This is a genomic window from Streptomyces sp. NPDC127114 (assembly GCF_042677525.1).
Lineage (GTDB): Bacteria > Actinomycetota > Actinomycetes > Streptomycetales > Streptomycetaceae > Streptomyces.
Window position 1 is genome coordinate 19,126 of the sequence record NZ_JBHXTJ010000023.1, and the last position, 15,090, is coordinate 34,215.

Consider the following 15,090-nt stretch of genomic DNA (forward strand, 5'->3'; position numbering starts at 1 on the left):
ACATGCGTCAGGGAACCAGCACCTGGCGTGATGCCCGACTCTGTAGAGCAGGGTCGTTCCGCAGGGTCGGGCATCAGGCCTGTTCCGTCAGCACTTAGCGAGGCAGCCGCGGGATTGGCGTGCCCATCGACAAGATCCACTCAAACGTGTGAATGAGTGCCGTTGGTGCTGCCAGTGGGGCCTGGGACGCAGTGGGATGGGGCCTCTGTGTCGTCGGCCGGATCGGCCGGCAGGTTCAAATGGAGGAATCCCGTGGCCTACGTTGCCAAGGCTCAGCTGAACACCGTGATGATCGGGCATGTCGCTCACGGCAAGACCACTCTGACGGCCGCTCTCACCCGCGTGTGCCGGGACGAGGCAGCGAACAATTACGTGGGCAGCTCCCGGTCCTACGGCGAACTCGATGCCGCGCCGGAGGAGAGGATGTTGGGCGTCACGGTGAACGCGGCCAATGTCGAGTACGAGACCCCCACCCGGCACTACGCGCAGACGGACGGCCCCGGCGACGCCGACGTCACCAAGCTCCTGCTTCTCCGCGACGCGGACGCTGCCGTACTCGTAGTGGCAGTGACGGACGGCCCGATGCCGCAGACGTCCCAGCACCTCAAGCTCGCCCGGGAGGTCGGTATCCCGTCCGTCGTGGTCTTCCTCAACAAGGCCGACCTGATCGAGGACGGGGAGGCGAACGACCTGGTCGAGAAGGAGGTCCGCGACCTGCTCACCGAGTGCGGCTACCCCGGCGAGGACACCCCGGTCGTCATCGGCTCGGCCAGGGCGGCACTCGACGGCAAGGATGACAACGGGATGGGCGCCACAGCGGTCAAGAAGCTGTTGGAAGCCCTGGACACCCACGTCCCCACCCCGGTGCCTGCCACTGACAAGCCGGCCCTCGTGGAGGTCCAGGACACCTCCTCAGCCGACGGCGGCGGCACCATCGCCACCGGCCGGGTCTATCAAGGCACGGTGAAGGTCCAGGACCAGCTGGAGATCGTCGGCCTGCGCACGACCGCGACAACCACATGCACCCGCATCCAGCAGTTGGGCGAGGATGTCGAGCAGGCCACGACCGGCAGCGGCGACGGCTACGCATTCGTCCTGGCCGGCGTCAAGCCCGCCGATGTCGAGCGGGGCCAGGTCCTCGCCAAGCCCGGCTCCGCCACGGGGCACACCAAGTTCACCGCGAACGCCTACATCATGACGAAGGCAGATCAAGGCGTCGGCGCCTCCGTCTCCCAGGGCTACAGCGCCCAGTTCCGCATCCGCACCGCCGACGTCACCGGCAGCGTGGCCCTGCCCGAAGGCGTCGAGACGGCCGCTCCGGGAGGCTTCGTCCAGCTGACGGTCACCATCGACAAGGCGGTGGCGATCGAGGCCGGTGTGACCTTCACCATCCACGACCGCGACGTGATGGTCGGCGCCGGCCGCATCACCAAGATCGTCGAATAGCGAACCAGAACGCCCGACGACCGGCAGGGGCACATGCGCTCATGTCAGCGGCGGGCCCAGATGAGGATGCCGGCGAGGTGGAGTGCGGCCTGGTAGACGAGGGCGAGCTTGTCCGTCCTCATCGCCAGGCCGCGCCACTGCTTCAGCCGGGCGATGCACCGCTCGACCGCGTTCCGCTCCCGGTAGGTCACGGGGTCGAACCCTGGTGGGCGCCCTCCGCGTGAGCCGCGCCGCAGCCGTTGGCGGACCTGGTCCACCGGCTGCGGGATGACCGCCCGGATGTGCCGCTCCCGCAGGTGGGAGCGAATCGCGCGGGCCGAGTACGCGCGATCGGCGATCACCGTTTCGGGCCGGGTGCGGGGCTGCCCCCACCGGTGCGGGGAACCCGGAGCGCGGCCATGACGGCGGTGAACGCCGGGGCGTCACCCGCCTGTCCTCCCGTCACCACCAACGCGAGCGGCCGGGCGCTGGCATCACTGGCCAAGTGCACCTTCGTGCTCAACCCGCCACGTGAACGCCCGAGCGCGTGATCAGCCGGCTCACCACGACCGCCCAACTCCTTTGCGAGCACCCGCCGCATGCTGGTGGGCCCGGCACACGGTGGAATCAACCGACACGGTCCAGCCGATCTCGCCCGCGGCAGCCGCACCGGCAAGCACAGCCGCGAAGATCCGCCGCCATGTGCCGTCCACCGCCCACCGCAGCAACCGCTTGTGCGCGGTCTGGAAGGACCCGAGCTCAGCTGGCAGGTCCCGCCACGGTGTACCAGTCCTGAACTTCCACGCGATAGCTCAAGCGTGCGGCGATGATCGGCCCACCGACGGCCACGGACCGGATCGGCCGGCATCAGCGGCTCGATCCGCTCCCACATTGCATCACTGATCACCAAACGGACAGACATATCCGATCAACCACTCAGCACACCAAAGAGACACGCCCTAGGCGTGCGTCGGCCAGGCGGGCAGCACTCAATCGAGTGCTGCCCGCCTGGCTGTTTGGGGCGTCCGATCAGATGTAGTCGACGAAGTCACTTCTTCCGTGCTCGATGTACGCCGTGAGACCGGAGTTCCGCGCGGCGGCCACCTGGCGCAGGCGGTCCATGCTCCGGGGGTTGAGGACGTCCGTCCAGTCCTCGACGGGTCGGGCGTCCCACTCGCTGTGTTCGGCAGGGTCCAGGTGGATCGCTGCGAGCTGTTCGGGGCTGAGCGTGCCGCCGTCGAAGATCAGGCCGAACTTCGCCGCCGGCCACGTCGGTTCGGGCGGCAGGAAGTGGACGGCCAGCAGTCGGCCACACTCCAGCGTGAGGGCGGTCTCCTGCTGGGTCTCGCGGACCGCCGTCTGACGAGGGGTCTCGTCAGGGTCCATCTGGCCGCCGGGGAACTGCCAGATCTGGCCCTTGTCCGGCTTGTAGACGGAGGAGTTGAGCAGCACCGGCTGTCCGTGCTGGTCAGTGATGTAGAGGGAGGCGTACGCAGTCGCGCGGGGAAGGGTGGCGATGAACTCCTCCGGCGGGAGCCAGCTGCCGGCCTCCGGATCGGGTTCGGGAAGGAAACTGGTCACTGGCCCCTCCAGTCGGTGGGGGTGTTGAGGACGTCGGCGGCCCACTGGTAGTGGCCGGTGTCGCGGATGTCCTTGTCCTGCTCGGGGTAGAGGTCGCAGCTGAGCAGGGCGATCGTGTGCAGGTAGTCGGTGAGGTCGTTCCGCCGGTCGGCGGGGAGGTCCTGGGCGGCGGCGGCCAGCAGGCGGTTTCGGACGTCGACGCGGTCTTCGTCGTACATCCGGTAGTAGGCACAGGCACCGGCGAGGTCGTAGAGCGGGTCTCCCAGCAGGGTGAAGGTGCCGAAGTCGATGACGGCGGAGACCTTGTCGCTGGCGACGAGGATGTTGTCCGGGTAGAGGTCGCCGTGGATTACGCCTTCGGGGCCGGTGTAGGGGCGGGCGAGCCGCGCGGTGAGCCGGTCGGTGATGTGGTCGACGGCCGGGACGTCGCGGCGCAGGTTGGGGAGGACCTTCGGGAGCTTCTGGGCGAGGAGGCGGAGGAGGAAGGCGTTCCAGGGCTCGCCCCGGTGGGCCGGGTCGGGGTCGAGGAGCATGCGCCGGTCGAGCGGGGTGGTCAGGCGCAGGCCGCCGAAGTCGCGGACGGCAGCCAGGTAGGTGTGTTCGGTGGCCGGGTCGGTGAGGTCGAGGGCGTCGCCCATCGGGGTGCCGGACAGGCGGGTCTCAGTGACGGCGAGCAGGGGCCCGTGCTGTTCGATGGCCTGGATCTCGGGCAGGGCGAAGGGGACGCTGTTGCGGGCGAAGCGCCGGTAGAGGTCGGCGATGGCCTCCAGTGCACCGAGCTGGTCGGGGTCGGCGTAGACCTTGAGGACCTGGTCGTGGCCGAGGGCGTAGACGCGGGCCTCGGTGCCGGCGGCGATCAGGTCGGCGGGGGTGAGTCCGCGGGATTCGAGGAGGGCGTTCTCGGCGTCGGCGGTGATGCTGCTGGCGTCTCGGCGGGTGATCACGGCGTGCTCCGGGTGATGGCGGTGACGACGGTGCGGTTCTCGGCCCGGACGGGGCCGCCGGTGAAGTCCCCGGCGAAGGAGACGACGGCGAATCCGGCCTGGTGCAGGACGTCTTCGAGTTCGGGTCGGGAGTACATGCGGGTGCGGCAGGTCGCGGACCAGCCGGGCCGGGTGTAGGTGACGTGGGCGTACTTGGCCTCCCAGTCGTACCAGGCGCTCTCGGTGACTCCGCCCTGCGTAACGGTTTTGGTGCTGATGGGTTCCGTGCCGTGCCGGTTCTCGTGCTCGGCGCGCTCGCGGGTGGTCAGCTCCATGACGAGGTGGCCGCCGGGCTTGAGGGCGGCAGCCCAGGCGGTGAGGGCGGCGAGGTCGTCGGCGTCGGTGTCGAGGTAGCCGAAGCTGGTCCACAGGTTGAGGACGACGTCGAACTCCCCGGGCGGCGGGTTGCGCATGTCGGCCTGGTGGAAGTCGGCGCCGGGGTGGAGGGCGCGGGCGCGGGCGATCTGGTGGGGCGAGGCGTCGATGCCGGTGACGTGGAGTCCGCGGGCGGTGAGGGGGCCGGTGTGCCGGCCGAAGCCGCAGGGGACGTCGAGGACCCGGGTGCCGGGGGCCATGAACTCCTTCGCGCAGAGGGCGTCGAGGTCGGCCTGGGTGCTGTCGTACTTACCGAGGGCGCGGAAGGTCTCCTCGAAGCCGGGGTCGAAGAAGCGGTCGGCCCAGTCGTCAGGGGCGGTTACGAGGGCGGTGTCGTTCACGGCGTGGACTCCAGGGTGTTCAGCAGGAGGGAGTGCAGGTCTCGGGTGTCGGCGGCGACGAGGTAGCGCGCGGTGACGTCGGGGCCGTCGAAGCGGACCGGGCGGCCGTGCTCGTCGGTGATGTGGCGGCCGGTGGCGATGAGGAGGTGGCACAGGGCGGCGATGTCCCAGGCCCGGTGGCCGCACATCTCGGCGACGGCTCCGGCGGCGGTGCCCCGGGCCACTTCGGTGAGGGCCCGGGTGGACTCGAAGGCGTCGACCAGCAGCGGGTTCCCGGCGGGCAGGCGCTCGCGCAGTGCGGCTGGCTCGAAGTAGCAGGCGTGGACGGGGCTCTGGTCGGGCGGTCGCGGGAGGGGCCGGAACGTCGCCTGGTCGCGGTCGGCGACGGCGAGGACGCCCGCGGCGGGGAAGGAGGCGATGGAGAACTCCGGCACCTGAGCGCGCCAGGCGCTGATGAGGACGGCGAAGTCGGTGGAGCCGTGGAGGTACTGGCGGGTGCCGTCGAGGGGGTCGATGTACCAGGTCAGCACTCGGTGGTTCGTGTTGGCCTGGTGGGTGGCGGGGTCCTCCTCCGTGACGATCACTCCGGTGGGGTCGAGGTGGGTGATCGCCTTGACGAGGATCTGTTCGGCGTCGGTGTCGGCGGCGGAGACGAGCGTGCCGTCCTCCTTGCGGCGCACGTCTTCCGGGCCGGCCAGGCTGGAGCCCGGCCACGTGCTCAGCAGACGGGCGGCGGCCTGGTCCACGGCGGCGACCAGACTGCGCGACCAGTACGCGGCACCGCCCAGGAGCGTCACCGTGGGACTCCTGTCAGCGCGGCGGTGATGTGCTCGCCCCACGCCTTCCAGGAGAACGCGGGGTCGTAGGCGGCGGGGGTGGGGGTCCGGTGGTACTGGGTGCGCATCGCGTCGATCAGGTCGGCGCTCTCGCGATCACCCTGGCCGACGGTCAGGTGGATCTCCTCGGGGCGGCGCGGGTGCATGCCGGGGAGGTCGCTGAGGATCGTCGGGCGCCGGTGGGCGATCAGGGCGCTGGCCGGTCCGGAGGTCTCGCCAAGCCAGGGGCCGCGCAGCTGGATGCCGCAGTCCGCGGCGAGCAGCAGGGCGTCGAACTCGGCGTCGGTGAGGTATCCGGTGTGGCGGACGGTGGGGTCGTCCGGGACGGTGAGGCCGTCGCGGGCCTCCCCGGCGAGCAGGAGCAGGGCGTTCGCGGGGCGGTCGGTCCAGTTCCGCCAGGCGTCGAGGATGACGGGGATGCGCTTGTAGGCGCCGAGGAATCCGAAGGTGGCGAAGACGAACGCCTGCTCGGGCAGGCCGTGGCGGGCCCGGGTGCCGGGCACGGGGGTGAGCGGGTGAACGGGGAAGGGCAGGTGGCGGATGTCGGCGGCCGGGTGGCGGTCGGCGAGGTGCTCGGCCAGCAGCGGGGAGTGGACCAGGACGCGGGTGGCCGCTTCGATCGCCAGGTCTTCGATGTGGGCGTTGAGGCTGTAGCGGTCGACGTGCGGGTGGTCGGCGAAGTACCGCTCCATGGCCTCCCGGGTGTCCAGGCGGGTGCCGACCGCGGTGGAGATCCGGGTCAGGACGGCCTGCTGCTCGGCGGCGGGCAGCTGGTCCCACGCCTCGTAGTAGTAGTCCAGGTTGTTGTACTCGTGCAGCAGGACCGTGCCGGGCCGGGCGGCCAGCGCGCGGAAGGCGCCGTGGTGGAGGGTGTTGTTGCCCAGGTGGTAGAGGACGTGGTCGAAGGCGGCCGGGTCGAAGGCGGGGCCGGCGATCCGGCGGGTGGTGAAGTGCGGGGCGAGGTGCGGCAGGGACTGGGTGATGTACCCGGCGACGCCGCTCTTGTCGCGCGGGGTGGGGCCCCAGACTCCGAGGGTGGGCAGCCGCTGCTCAGACACGGGCCGCTCCGACGGCCGGGCGGGCGGCGTTGATCGCCTCGATGTAGACGGCGCCGGTGTTGGCGACGCAGTGGGTCATGCCGAAGTTGCGGGTGGCGCGGTCGGCGGCGGCCCGGCCGGTGTGGGCCCGCAAGGTGGGCAGGGCGGCGAGTTCGTCCAGCGCGGCGGCGTAGGCGGCGGGGTCGGCGGTGTCGACCAGGCGGCCGGTGTCGGGGGTGACCACCTCGTTGAGGCCGTCGATGTCGCTGACGACGGCCGGGGCGCCGTGCTGCATGAACTCGATGACGGCCAGCCCGAGCCCTTCGGCGGTACTGGGCTGGGTGACCAGGTCGGCGGCCTCGGCGAGCAGGTCGCGTACCTCGTCGGACTGGTCGGTCAGGAGCGTGACCCGGTCGCCGTACCGGCCGGCGCGTTCGGCGACGTACCGGAGGTAGGCGGAGTCGGAGCCGTTGGTGGAGCCGAGCAGGACCACCCGGCAGTCGGCGCGGGTGGCCATCAGCTCGAAGGCATCCAGCAGCCGGTGCTGGGCCTTGCGGGGGGTGTAGCGGCCGGTTAGGGCGATCAGCAGACCGTCGGTGGGCACGCCCGCGGCCTGCGCGAGGAAGTGCCGGGCCACCCGGCGGTCGTGGACGCGCGGCCGGTGGCGCACGCCGAGGTGGACGGTGCGGATGTGCTCGGCCGGGTAGCCGAAGCCCTCGGCCTGCCGGGCGAAGGCCCGGCTGCCGGCGAGGACCAGCGTGGGCATGCAGGTCCGGGCGACGAAGCGGGAGCGCGGCCAGCCGCCCGGCTCCGTCTCGGGCCGGGTCTCGTGGAAGGAGGCGACGACGGGCGCCGTCGCGGCGAGGCCGGACATGTGCGTCAGCAGCAGCGCGGCCTGGGTGTGGGTGTGGATGACGTCCGGCGGTGCGTCGACGAGCGGGGCGAAGTCGTCCAGGGTGGCGAACAGGCCGCGCTCCCACGGCACCGCGTTGGGGTCCGGCGGCTGGAGCAGCGCGCCGCCGCGCAGTACCCGCACCCCGTTCTCCCAGGTGGCGGCGGGCTGGTCCGGCGAGTCGCGGTTGGTGAGGACGGTCACCTCGTGGCCGGCTGTGGTGAGGTGTTCGGCGAGGGTGGTGACGTGGGTCTCCATGCCGCCGCGGCGCGGGCGGTAGGTGGTGCTGACCAGGCCGACGTGCATGCTGTACCTCCTCCTTCGTTGCGGAAGTTGGTCAGGCGACGGGCAGGTGGTCCAGGAGCTCGGGCAGGGCGGTGATCACCGGGACGGGCAGTTCGCGGTACACGTGGTGACGGTCGTAGAGGACGGTGGAGGTGATGCCGGCCCGCAGCGCGCCGAAGATGTCGTTGATCAGGCCGTCCCCGACGAACAGCGCGTCCGCGGGCGCGCAGCCGAGCTGACCGAGGGCGGAGGCGAAGATCCCGGGCTCCGGCTTCTCGACGCCGGTGAGGGTCGAGTCCACGACCACGTTGAAGAAGTCGAGCAGGCCGAAGCGGGCGAGTTCCTCCGTGAGGGTGCCGTCCGAGTTGGAGACCGCCGCCACCGCCAGGCCCCGCCCGCAGATCTCGCGGAGTACCGCGACCGCGTCCGGGTCGAGGTCGCGGTACAGGTCGGTGCGGTCGGTGCAGCGCCGCCAGGCGCGGCGGCCCGTCTCCGCTCCGACGCCCAGCAGCTGCCCCCACACGGCGCCGACCTTCTCCGGTCGGCTCAGTCCCTGCGGGAAGTCGAGGTGGTGGGCCTCGGCGGCGGTGGCGAGCGCGGCTTCGGCGGTCTTCGCGCCGACGCCGGGTGCGCCGACGGCGGCGAGTTCCTCGCTCATCACCTGTCCGCTCGGGTGGATGAAGGTCATCCCGATGTCGAACAGCACGGCCTTCGGGGTCGTCACGCGAGCACCTCCAGGAAGGAGGCGTCGAGCGCGGGCCGGGTGCCGGTGCACATCGCCAGGTACTCCTCGCGCAGCGCGCTGCCGATGGGGTGGTCACCGTGGCGGGGGCGGTGGCCGTCGATGTGGCCGACGATGCGGACCTCGTCCAGCGTGCCGGTGACGAAGACCTCGTCGGCGCCGTGCAGGTCGCCGGGGGTCAGGGACTGCTCGGCGGCCGGGATACCGAGCCGCTCCGCCAGCGCCAGCACGGTGGCGCGGGTGATGCTGGGCAGGATGCCGTCCGTGAGCGGCGGCGTGGTGATCCGGCCGTGTCGCACGGTGAACACGGCGGCGCCGCCGGTCTCGGCGACGTTGCCGTGCTGGTTGAGCAGGATCGCCTCGTCCGCGCCCTTCTCCAGCGCCTCCAGACGGGCCAGGCGGAAACCGGAGTACGCGGCGCCGGTCTTCGCGGCGGTCGGCAGCGCGTCGTCCGCGATCCGCTGCCGGCTGCTGATGATGCACCGCATCGGCTCAACCGGCCGGGCGGGGGCGGGGAAGCAGGTGACGATCGTGCCGGTGGTCATCTCGGTGCGGTCCGCGGTGTAGCGGCCGGTGTCCACATACACCGACGGGCGCACGTACACGTCGCTCTGCGGGGCGAGTGCGGCCAGCAACTGCGTCATACCGTCGCGCAGTTCGGCGGCGAGGCCGGGGTGGGGGATGTGCATCAGGGCGGCGGAGGTCTCCAGGCGCTCCAGGTGCGCGTCCAGCCGGACGACGGCGAGACGGCCGTCCGGCTGCCGGTAGCCGCGCAGGCCCTCGAAGACGTTCACCGCCCGCATCGCGGTCTCGGCGGTGACGTGGACCGTGGCTTCTTCCCACGGCCGCACCTTCCCGTTGTGCCAGATCAGCTCGGGGACGTTGCTCATCGTCCTTCTCTCTTCCGGTTCGGGGGCGGTGCCGGGTGACCGACCGGCCGAGTCGGCCACCCGGCATCGCACGGGGAGGGGTGTCAGGCCGCGGCCGGCACCTTGACGTCCAGGTGGGCGGCGAGTTCGAGCAGCGCGGGGGTCGCCTCACGGCGGCACATGAAGTCCTCGTCCCGCGCGCCCTCGACCAGATAGGGGCGGAACACCGATCCCTCCTCGAAGCCCTCACGGTCCAGGAAGAACACCGTCAGGCCGCGCTCGCGGGCCCGGGCCTGCACCCGGCGGCGGTCGGCGTGGCTGCCGATCACCAGCAGCGACTTCGCCCCCGGGAGGAAGGGGACGTCGGGGATCTGCTCGTGGTAGCGGCGGACGTAGTGCTCGTCCAGTCCCGCCCGCGCCATCAGGCCGTCGAAGTTGTTGGTGATCACCGGGCCCACCAGGTGCCCGGCGTCGGCCAGGCCGCGCAGGGTCCGGTGCCCGATGGTCGGCTCTGCCTGGAGGCATGCCCGGGTCATCTCGGTCAGCTCCGGCATCTTCGACTCCGGCGCCCCGAGGATCTCCGGCAGGAAGGTGTCCTCTCCGGGCGACAGCACGAACCGGTGGTCGCTCATGTCGGTCACCCGGTAGACCTCGTGCAGCCGGTGCAGCGGCGGCACCCCGGCCTCCACCGACATGCCGCACCCCACCTCGACCTGGAACGGGAGGAAGTCCGCGATCCGGGACAGGTCAGGGATCAGCGTCGGGTTGCCCCGCTTCTCCTTGATCCGCATGCCGGCCGCCATCACCTTCCACGGCATGTTCTGGTCGTGGAGCGCGGGCATGTGCCCGGCGGAGGTGATCGTGACGTCCAGGCTCTCGTACCCGGCCGGGAGGGTGCGCCCGGCGAGTTCGTCCTGCGGGTGCACGCGGTGCGGCACCACCGCGCATTCCAGGTCTCCGCGCCGCCACCGGCCCCGCTCCCCCGGCTGCCAGCCGCCGTCCGCGAGCGCCTTGCGGACCCGGTCGAAGTGGTGCGCCAGCTCCGCCTCCGGGTACGAGGCACTGTGGAAGACGTACAGCTCGGGGACGGTCAGCACCGTCCCGCCGCCAACCCGCTTGGTGTCGTAGCGGTAGCGGTAGTGCAGGATGCGGCGGCGGCCGTCCTCCGGGCCGGTCCAGCCCGACTCGCCGGCGTTCCGCGGGTCCTGGGTACGCCGCCACAGACCCTCTTCCAGGTCGCGGGGCCGGTCACGCCGGCTGACGTACCGCTCCCACCGCGTCGCCAGGGTGGGCGAGAGTTCCTGTGCCTCGTACGGGAAGTGCATGGTGCTCTCCCTGCTGTCGATGTCCGCGCCGCGAAGGCGCCCAGCCGGTTCCGCGATCAAGCCCAGAACCGCAGCGGGCAGGCGCCGCGCCACGGACAGAGGAGGTGCAGCTAGATCACGGGACTCACGAGCTGGTGGTGCGCCTCGGCGGAGAGTTGAGGAGGACGCCCGGCGCTGGATCGTCGCGGCCAACCAGCCTGCGGTGCAGGTGAGTTACCGAGACTCAGCAGCCAGGCCGAGGGCATGCCAAAGAGGAGGCGCACTACCGGCCATTGCGTTCCGTGTCCCAACGGACACTGACCGCACGCAAGATGATGACCGGCAGGCAGGGCACTGGCAAGGGTTCTCGATTGGAAAACTTTTCCTGTACGCCAAGTTGTATGGGCGCGGCCCGGCCAAGCCACTACGATCAATCCGACCGCTTGGGAGGTGACGATGCCTGGAGAGCCCAACCCTCGACGCCGGAGGCTGGGCGCCGAGGTGCGCCATCGCCGCGTTGAGCTCGGATGGTCCCTGGAGACGCTGGCCAAGCAGCTCGGGTACGGCTCGGCGAGCACGGCCCACAAGATCGAGTCCGGCCACCAGAAGATCACCCTCCAACAGCTCCCCCACTTCCTCGCAGTCCTCGGAGTCACCGAACCGGTCGCCCAGGAGTTCTGGCGGGAACTGGTGGTGAGTGCCAACAGCGACGACTGGCATGAACGCTTCCCCGGCGACGCCGACGACCCCTTCGGCAGTTACGCCACCGACATCGAACTCGCCAGAGCGGCCTTCCTCTGGTCGCCGACCGCACCCCACGGCCTGCTCCAGCACCCGCTCACCGAGCGGGCGATCATCGAGGCAGACCTTGCCTGGAGCACCGCGGACGACGTCGAGAAGTTCGTCAACGTGCGCGCCGAGCTGCGCGAACGGGTCCTCTCCCGGCAGCCCCCGCCCGCGATCACCTCCGTCCTCACCGAAGGCCAGCTCCGGCAGGAGATCGGCGGTCGGGCCGGTGTGCACCGGCAGGCCGCGCACCTCGCCGACCTGGCGAGGAGCGTTTCCGGCATCACGATCCTGGTGATCCCGTTCGCCGCCGGCGCGCATGCGGGGATAGACGGGCCGTTCATGCTGATGACGTTCCCGACGGGCCGTACCAGCATCACCATCGAAGGCCGGCGGGCGGCTCTCCAAATCCATGAGGCCGATGTCGTCGCCGAGTACAAGCGCGTGAGCGAGCGCATGGTGGACGATGCCCTCTCCGTCGAGGACTCCCTGATTTTCCTAGATCAACTCGCTGAGGAATACGCATGACCCTGCACGTCGGCGGCAACGTCCGGCAGATCGACGCCGAACCCGAATGGCTCGCCCGACAGCTCGCCCAGGCTGAATGGCGGTCCGCCAGCACCGGCGGGTCGAACTGCGCCGAGGTCGCCCTGTTGCCTCGCGCAATCACCGCTGTGCGTGATTCCGTCAACCCCGATCAGCCTCCCCTGATCATGTCCGACACAGGCTTCGGGCAATTCGCGGGCGCAGTCTCTGCCAACCTCTTCAAAAGGCCGCTTCACCTCGATGACGATCCGGTGACTGCGATCGGCAAGAACTCCCTCCGCACGGAGTGGGTGACGGCACAACTTGCGCTTCCTGCATGGCAGTTCGGCGGACCGGAAAGCATCGGCGCGGCCTTCCTGCCTCGCGGGGTCACGGTGCTGTGCAGCCCGCGCACCGGCGACGGACGCTTCCTCATCTTCGCGCAGTCCGAGATCACCGACTTCTTCGCGGGCATCAAAGCTGGGCTATTCGACCGCGGCAACGAGGCAGTAGGCGCCGCCCGTCGTCCGGCTGACCATCTCGTTCCCATCGGCCGGACCTGAGGACTGGAACCCGGTACCGCAAGCTCCAAACGATCGCTTCGGACCACCGTGGAGGTTGTTCTGATGCCCGAGAAGGTCATCAAGGAGAAGGTGCTCGTCTACGTCGTGCGCGACGGACGGCTGCTGGTCTTCCGGCACACCGACTACAGCTACGAGGAGGTCGGCATCCAGGTCCCCGCCGGCAGCATCCGCCCCGGGGAGACCCCGGAGGCCGCCGCGCTGCGGGAGGCCCGGGAGGAGACCGGCCTGAACGACTTCAAGATCGTGCGCAAGCTCGGCGAAACCGAGTACGACATCAGCCCGTACCGGTTCGAGATCCAGCACCGGCACGTCTTCCACCTGGAGCTCACCGAGCCCACCCCGGAGCGATGGGCGAGCCGGGAGGACCACGACGGCGAGCAGGAGCCCACCCACTTCGAGTGCTTCTGGATTCCGTTGGAGGCTGCTCACATCCTCCAGTCCGGCCAGGGCGCCCTGCTGGGAAGCCTCCCTGGCTGACCCCAACCAGACGCTTCGGCAAGAGAGTTCACTTGCCGATGAACAGCATCCTGCGGAGTGGCCGCACGGGCACCGTCCAAGAACGAAGCAGCGGAGGGGAAGACAAGTGAGTCAGTGGCAAGACTTCACCACGGGCGAGCGGATCAAGATGCTCAGGGGCAAGGAGACTCAGACTGATCTGGCTGAGCGGTCCGGGCTGTCGAAGCACACCATCCAGAAGGCCGAGCAGGACAAGAGCGTCTCGTTACCGACGCTGCTGCGTCTCGCGGAGGCGCTGCACTCCGATGTGTCGGTGATCCTCGGACAGCAGGCTCCACGGCGTGGGATGGGGCGCGACGATCGTTCGATGCTTCGGGAGCTTTCGCGGACGGTCCACGACACCGCTGCGGGCGTCGTGGCCGATCCCGCAGAGGGAGCGGCGCCCGGACAAGCAGATCTCACTGAGGCGGCCGACCGGATGTGGCGGGTCTACTGGCGGGGTTCGTACGCCGAGGCCGGCTCGCTGGTTGCCCCGTTCCTGCGCTCGGTAGCCCTGTTCGCTCAGGCTGCACCGACCGGTCAAGAAGCGGTTGCCAACGGCCTATTGTCGGATGCCTACCGCGCGGCGGGCTTGATCGCCAACTTCCTCGGTGCGAGGGATCTGGCCTATGCCTCGGTGGGCCATGCTCTCCGGCACGCGGAGCTGGCGGCCGATCCGGTCAGGGTGTCGATGTTGGGGTCCGCGCGGGCGCGGGTGCTCCTGCGGGACGCGCGAGTCGAGCAGGCATTGCGGGAGGCCGAGGCTGCCGCGGCCCGCAATGAGCCGAGGTTCTCCGAGCAAGGCACCGCGCTCCTGGCCGCGTACGGGAAGAACATCACCTTCGCGGCCGTCGCGGCGTCCCGGCTCGGGGACGGCGACCGCTCCGCCGACCTGCTTTCGCAGGCACACGCGGTGGCTGCACGGCTCGGTAAAGACGTCTTCGGGAACGGGATGCAGTTCGGGCCGTCCTATGCCGGGGCCCAAGCCGTGGGCATCAACGTCACCCTCGGGAACACCGGCAAGGCGATCGACCTCTCCCGGCGGTTCGACCCCTCAGGGCTGACTCAGGCCGCGCACAGCAGGATGCAGCTGGACATCGCGCTCGCGCAGGCCGACGCGCGCCAGTGGGATACCTCCCTGGACACGCTGCTGGAGGTCTGTTCGGCCCACCCGGAATGGGCCAAGCACCAGGCGATCCCAGGGGTGATCATCCAGCGGGCCGGTCGCGCCGGGAACGCCCGGATTCGGAAACTGTCTGAGATCCTGGGGACCTCGCCGACCATCCGGTGAGACGCCGATCCGAATCCTCAGCCTGGGAGAGCCCGTTGTCCTACCGCGGCCTGATACTCGACTTCGCGGGCGTGATGACCACTCCGATCGGGCAGTCCTCGCGGGCGTGGTGCGCCAGCGAGGGTCTGCCGGCCGACACCTGGCGGCGCACGCTGGAAGACGATCCCGCAGGCCGAGCTCTGTATGTCGAGCTGGAGCTGGGCCGCATGGAGCAGGCCGAGTGGAACCGACGGACGGCGGCGCTCATGGGCGTCTCCGGCGACAACCTGATGGGACGGGCCCACGGCGAGGTGCGGGCTGTGGCCGAGATGATGGAGCTGACGCGACGCGCCCGCTCCGCAGGGATCGTCGTCGCCCTCCTGTCCAACTCCTACGGCTTCGCCCCGTACAACCCCTACGAGAAGACGGGAGTCTGGGACCTGTTCGACGTGCGGGTCATCAGCGGGGTCGAGGGCGTGGCGAAGCCTTCCCCGGAGATCTACCAGCGGACGCTGGACCGGATGGGGCTGGCCGGTTCCGAGTGCGTGTTCGTGGACGACCACCGGCCGAACCTGGCACCTGCTGAGGCGCTCGGCATCACGACCGTGTTCGCCGACGGGCCCGGAACCGCCTCCAAGGTCGCCAGTCTGCTGGACCTCGACCCGGCGGAGCCGAACACGGCGGTCTGCCGCTGACGTTGCCGCGCGGCTGGAGCGCATGAAGTCGTACGGACCATACGACTTCCCCCTCCAGCGATCTC

15 protein-coding genes and 1 pseudogene are annotated in these 15,090 nt (G+C 70.3%); 6 read left to right on the plus strand and 10 right to left on the minus strand.

The genetic code is table 11. The features are described 5' to 3' along the window. The first annotated feature begins 288 nt into the window (after positions 1 to 288). The gene (locus ACFVGS_RS22775; RefSeq protein ID WP_385693546.1) at positions 289 to 1,446 is read left to right on the plus strand and encodes a GTP-binding protein; all 1,158 of its coding nucleotides are present in this window, start codon (positions 289 to 291) and stop codon (positions 1,444 to 1,446) included. 44 nt (positions 1,447 to 1,490) lie between these two features. Here ACFVGS_RS22775 and ACFVGS_RS22780 read toward each other — a convergent pair. The 10 genes and pseudogenes from ACFVGS_RS22780 to ACFVGS_RS22825 all read right to left on the minus strand — a co-directional run bounded on the left by ACFVGS_RS22780 (position 1,491) and on the right by ACFVGS_RS22825 (position 10,691). Then, positions 1,491 to 2,347 (minus strand): annotated as a pseudogene (locus ACFVGS_RS22780) (IS5 family transposase). A gap of 107 nt (positions 2,348 to 2,454) precedes the next feature. Continuing rightward, the gene (locus ACFVGS_RS22785; protein ID WP_385693479.1) at positions 2,455 to 3,006 is read right to left on the minus strand and encodes an NUDIX domain-containing protein; all 552 of its coding nucleotides are present in this window, start codon (positions 3,004 to 3,006) and stop codon (positions 2,455 to 2,457) included. Beyond that, positions 3,003 to 3,950, minus strand: a complete 948-nt coding sequence (locus ACFVGS_RS22790) for a phosphotransferase family protein (protein WP_385693480.1) — start codon at positions 3,948 to 3,950, stop codon at positions 3,003 to 3,005. The genes ACFVGS_RS22785 and ACFVGS_RS22790 overlap by 4 nt, the downstream gene beginning before the upstream one ends. Beyond that, positions 3,947 to 4,705, minus strand: a complete 759-nt coding sequence (locus ACFVGS_RS22795) for a class I SAM-dependent methyltransferase (protein ID WP_385693481.1) — start codon at positions 4,703 to 4,705, stop codon at positions 3,947 to 3,949. The genes ACFVGS_RS22790 and ACFVGS_RS22795 overlap by 4 nt, the downstream gene beginning before the upstream one ends. Further along, the gene (locus ACFVGS_RS22800) at positions 4,702 to 5,502 is read right to left on the minus strand and encodes an inositol monophosphatase family protein (protein ID WP_385693482.1); all 801 of its coding nucleotides are present in this window, start codon (positions 5,500 to 5,502) and stop codon (positions 4,702 to 4,704) included. Before ACFVGS_RS22800 ends, ACFVGS_RS22795 begins: the two co-directional genes overlap by 4 nt. Beyond that, positions 5,499 to 6,599 (minus strand): hypothetical protein, encoded by a 1,101-nt coding sequence (locus tag ACFVGS_RS22805; protein WP_385693483.1) that lies wholly within the window; start codon positions 6,597 to 6,599, stop codon positions 5,499 to 5,501. The genes ACFVGS_RS22800 and ACFVGS_RS22805 overlap by 4 nt, the downstream gene beginning before the upstream one ends. Continuing rightward, the gene (locus ACFVGS_RS22810; protein ID WP_385693484.1) at positions 6,592 to 7,776 is read right to left on the minus strand and encodes a glycosyltransferase family 4 protein; all 1,185 of its coding nucleotides are present in this window, start codon (positions 7,774 to 7,776) and stop codon (positions 6,592 to 6,594) included. The genes ACFVGS_RS22805 and ACFVGS_RS22810 overlap by 8 nt, the downstream gene beginning before the upstream one ends. A 31-nt stretch (positions 7,777 to 7,807) precedes the next feature. Further along, positions 7,808 to 8,479 (minus strand): HAD family hydrolase, encoded by a 672-nt coding sequence (locus ACFVGS_RS22815; RefSeq protein ID WP_385693485.1) that lies wholly within the window; start codon positions 8,477 to 8,479, stop codon positions 7,808 to 7,810. Further along, positions 8,476 to 9,387 carry an aminotransferase class IV gene (locus tag ACFVGS_RS22820; protein ID WP_385693486.1) on the minus strand — a complete coding sequence of 304 codons (912 nt, stop codon included), beginning with the start codon at positions 9,385 to 9,387 and terminating at the stop codon, positions 8,476 to 8,478. The genes ACFVGS_RS22815 and ACFVGS_RS22820 overlap by 4 nt, the downstream gene beginning before the upstream one ends. 83 nt (positions 9,388 to 9,470) lie before the next feature. Beyond that, a complete protein-coding gene (locus ACFVGS_RS22825) occupies positions 9,471 to 10,691 on the minus strand; it encodes a hypothetical protein (RefSeq protein ID WP_385693487.1) in 1,221 nt (406 codons plus the stop codon). A gap of 435 nt (positions 10,692 to 11,126) precedes the next feature. On the opposite strand from ACFVGS_RS22825, the gene ACFVGS_RS22830 reads away from it, so the two are divergent. From ACFVGS_RS22830 to ACFVGS_RS22850, 5 genes are all read left to right on the plus strand, one after another. Beyond that, positions 11,127 to 11,984: a helix-turn-helix domain-containing protein gene (locus tag ACFVGS_RS22830; RefSeq protein WP_385693488.1), complete on the plus strand. Its 858-nt coding sequence runs from the start codon at positions 11,127 to 11,129 to the stop codon at positions 11,982 to 11,984. After that, positions 11,981 to 12,544 (plus strand): DUF397 domain-containing protein, encoded by a 564-nt coding sequence (locus tag ACFVGS_RS22835; protein ID WP_385693489.1) that lies wholly within the window; start codon positions 11,981 to 11,983, stop codon positions 12,542 to 12,544. Before ACFVGS_RS22830 ends, ACFVGS_RS22835 begins: the two co-directional genes overlap by 4 nt. A 63-nt stretch (positions 12,545 to 12,607) precedes the next feature. Then, a complete protein-coding gene (locus ACFVGS_RS22840; RefSeq protein WP_385693490.1) occupies positions 12,608 to 13,042 on the plus strand; it encodes an NUDIX domain-containing protein in 435 nt (144 codons plus the stop codon). Between the two features lie 106 nt (positions 13,043 to 13,148). After that, the gene (locus ACFVGS_RS22845) at positions 13,149 to 14,351 is read left to right on the plus strand and encodes a helix-turn-helix domain-containing protein (RefSeq protein ID WP_385693491.1); all 1,203 of its coding nucleotides are present in this window, start codon (positions 13,149 to 13,151) and stop codon (positions 14,349 to 14,351) included. 35 nt (positions 14,352 to 14,386) lie between these two features. Then, positions 14,387 to 15,025: an HAD-IA family hydrolase gene (locus tag ACFVGS_RS22850; RefSeq protein WP_385693492.1), complete on the plus strand. Its 639-nt coding sequence runs from the start codon at positions 14,387 to 14,389 to the stop codon at positions 15,023 to 15,025. Positions 15,026 to 15,090 lie beyond the last annotated feature (65 nt).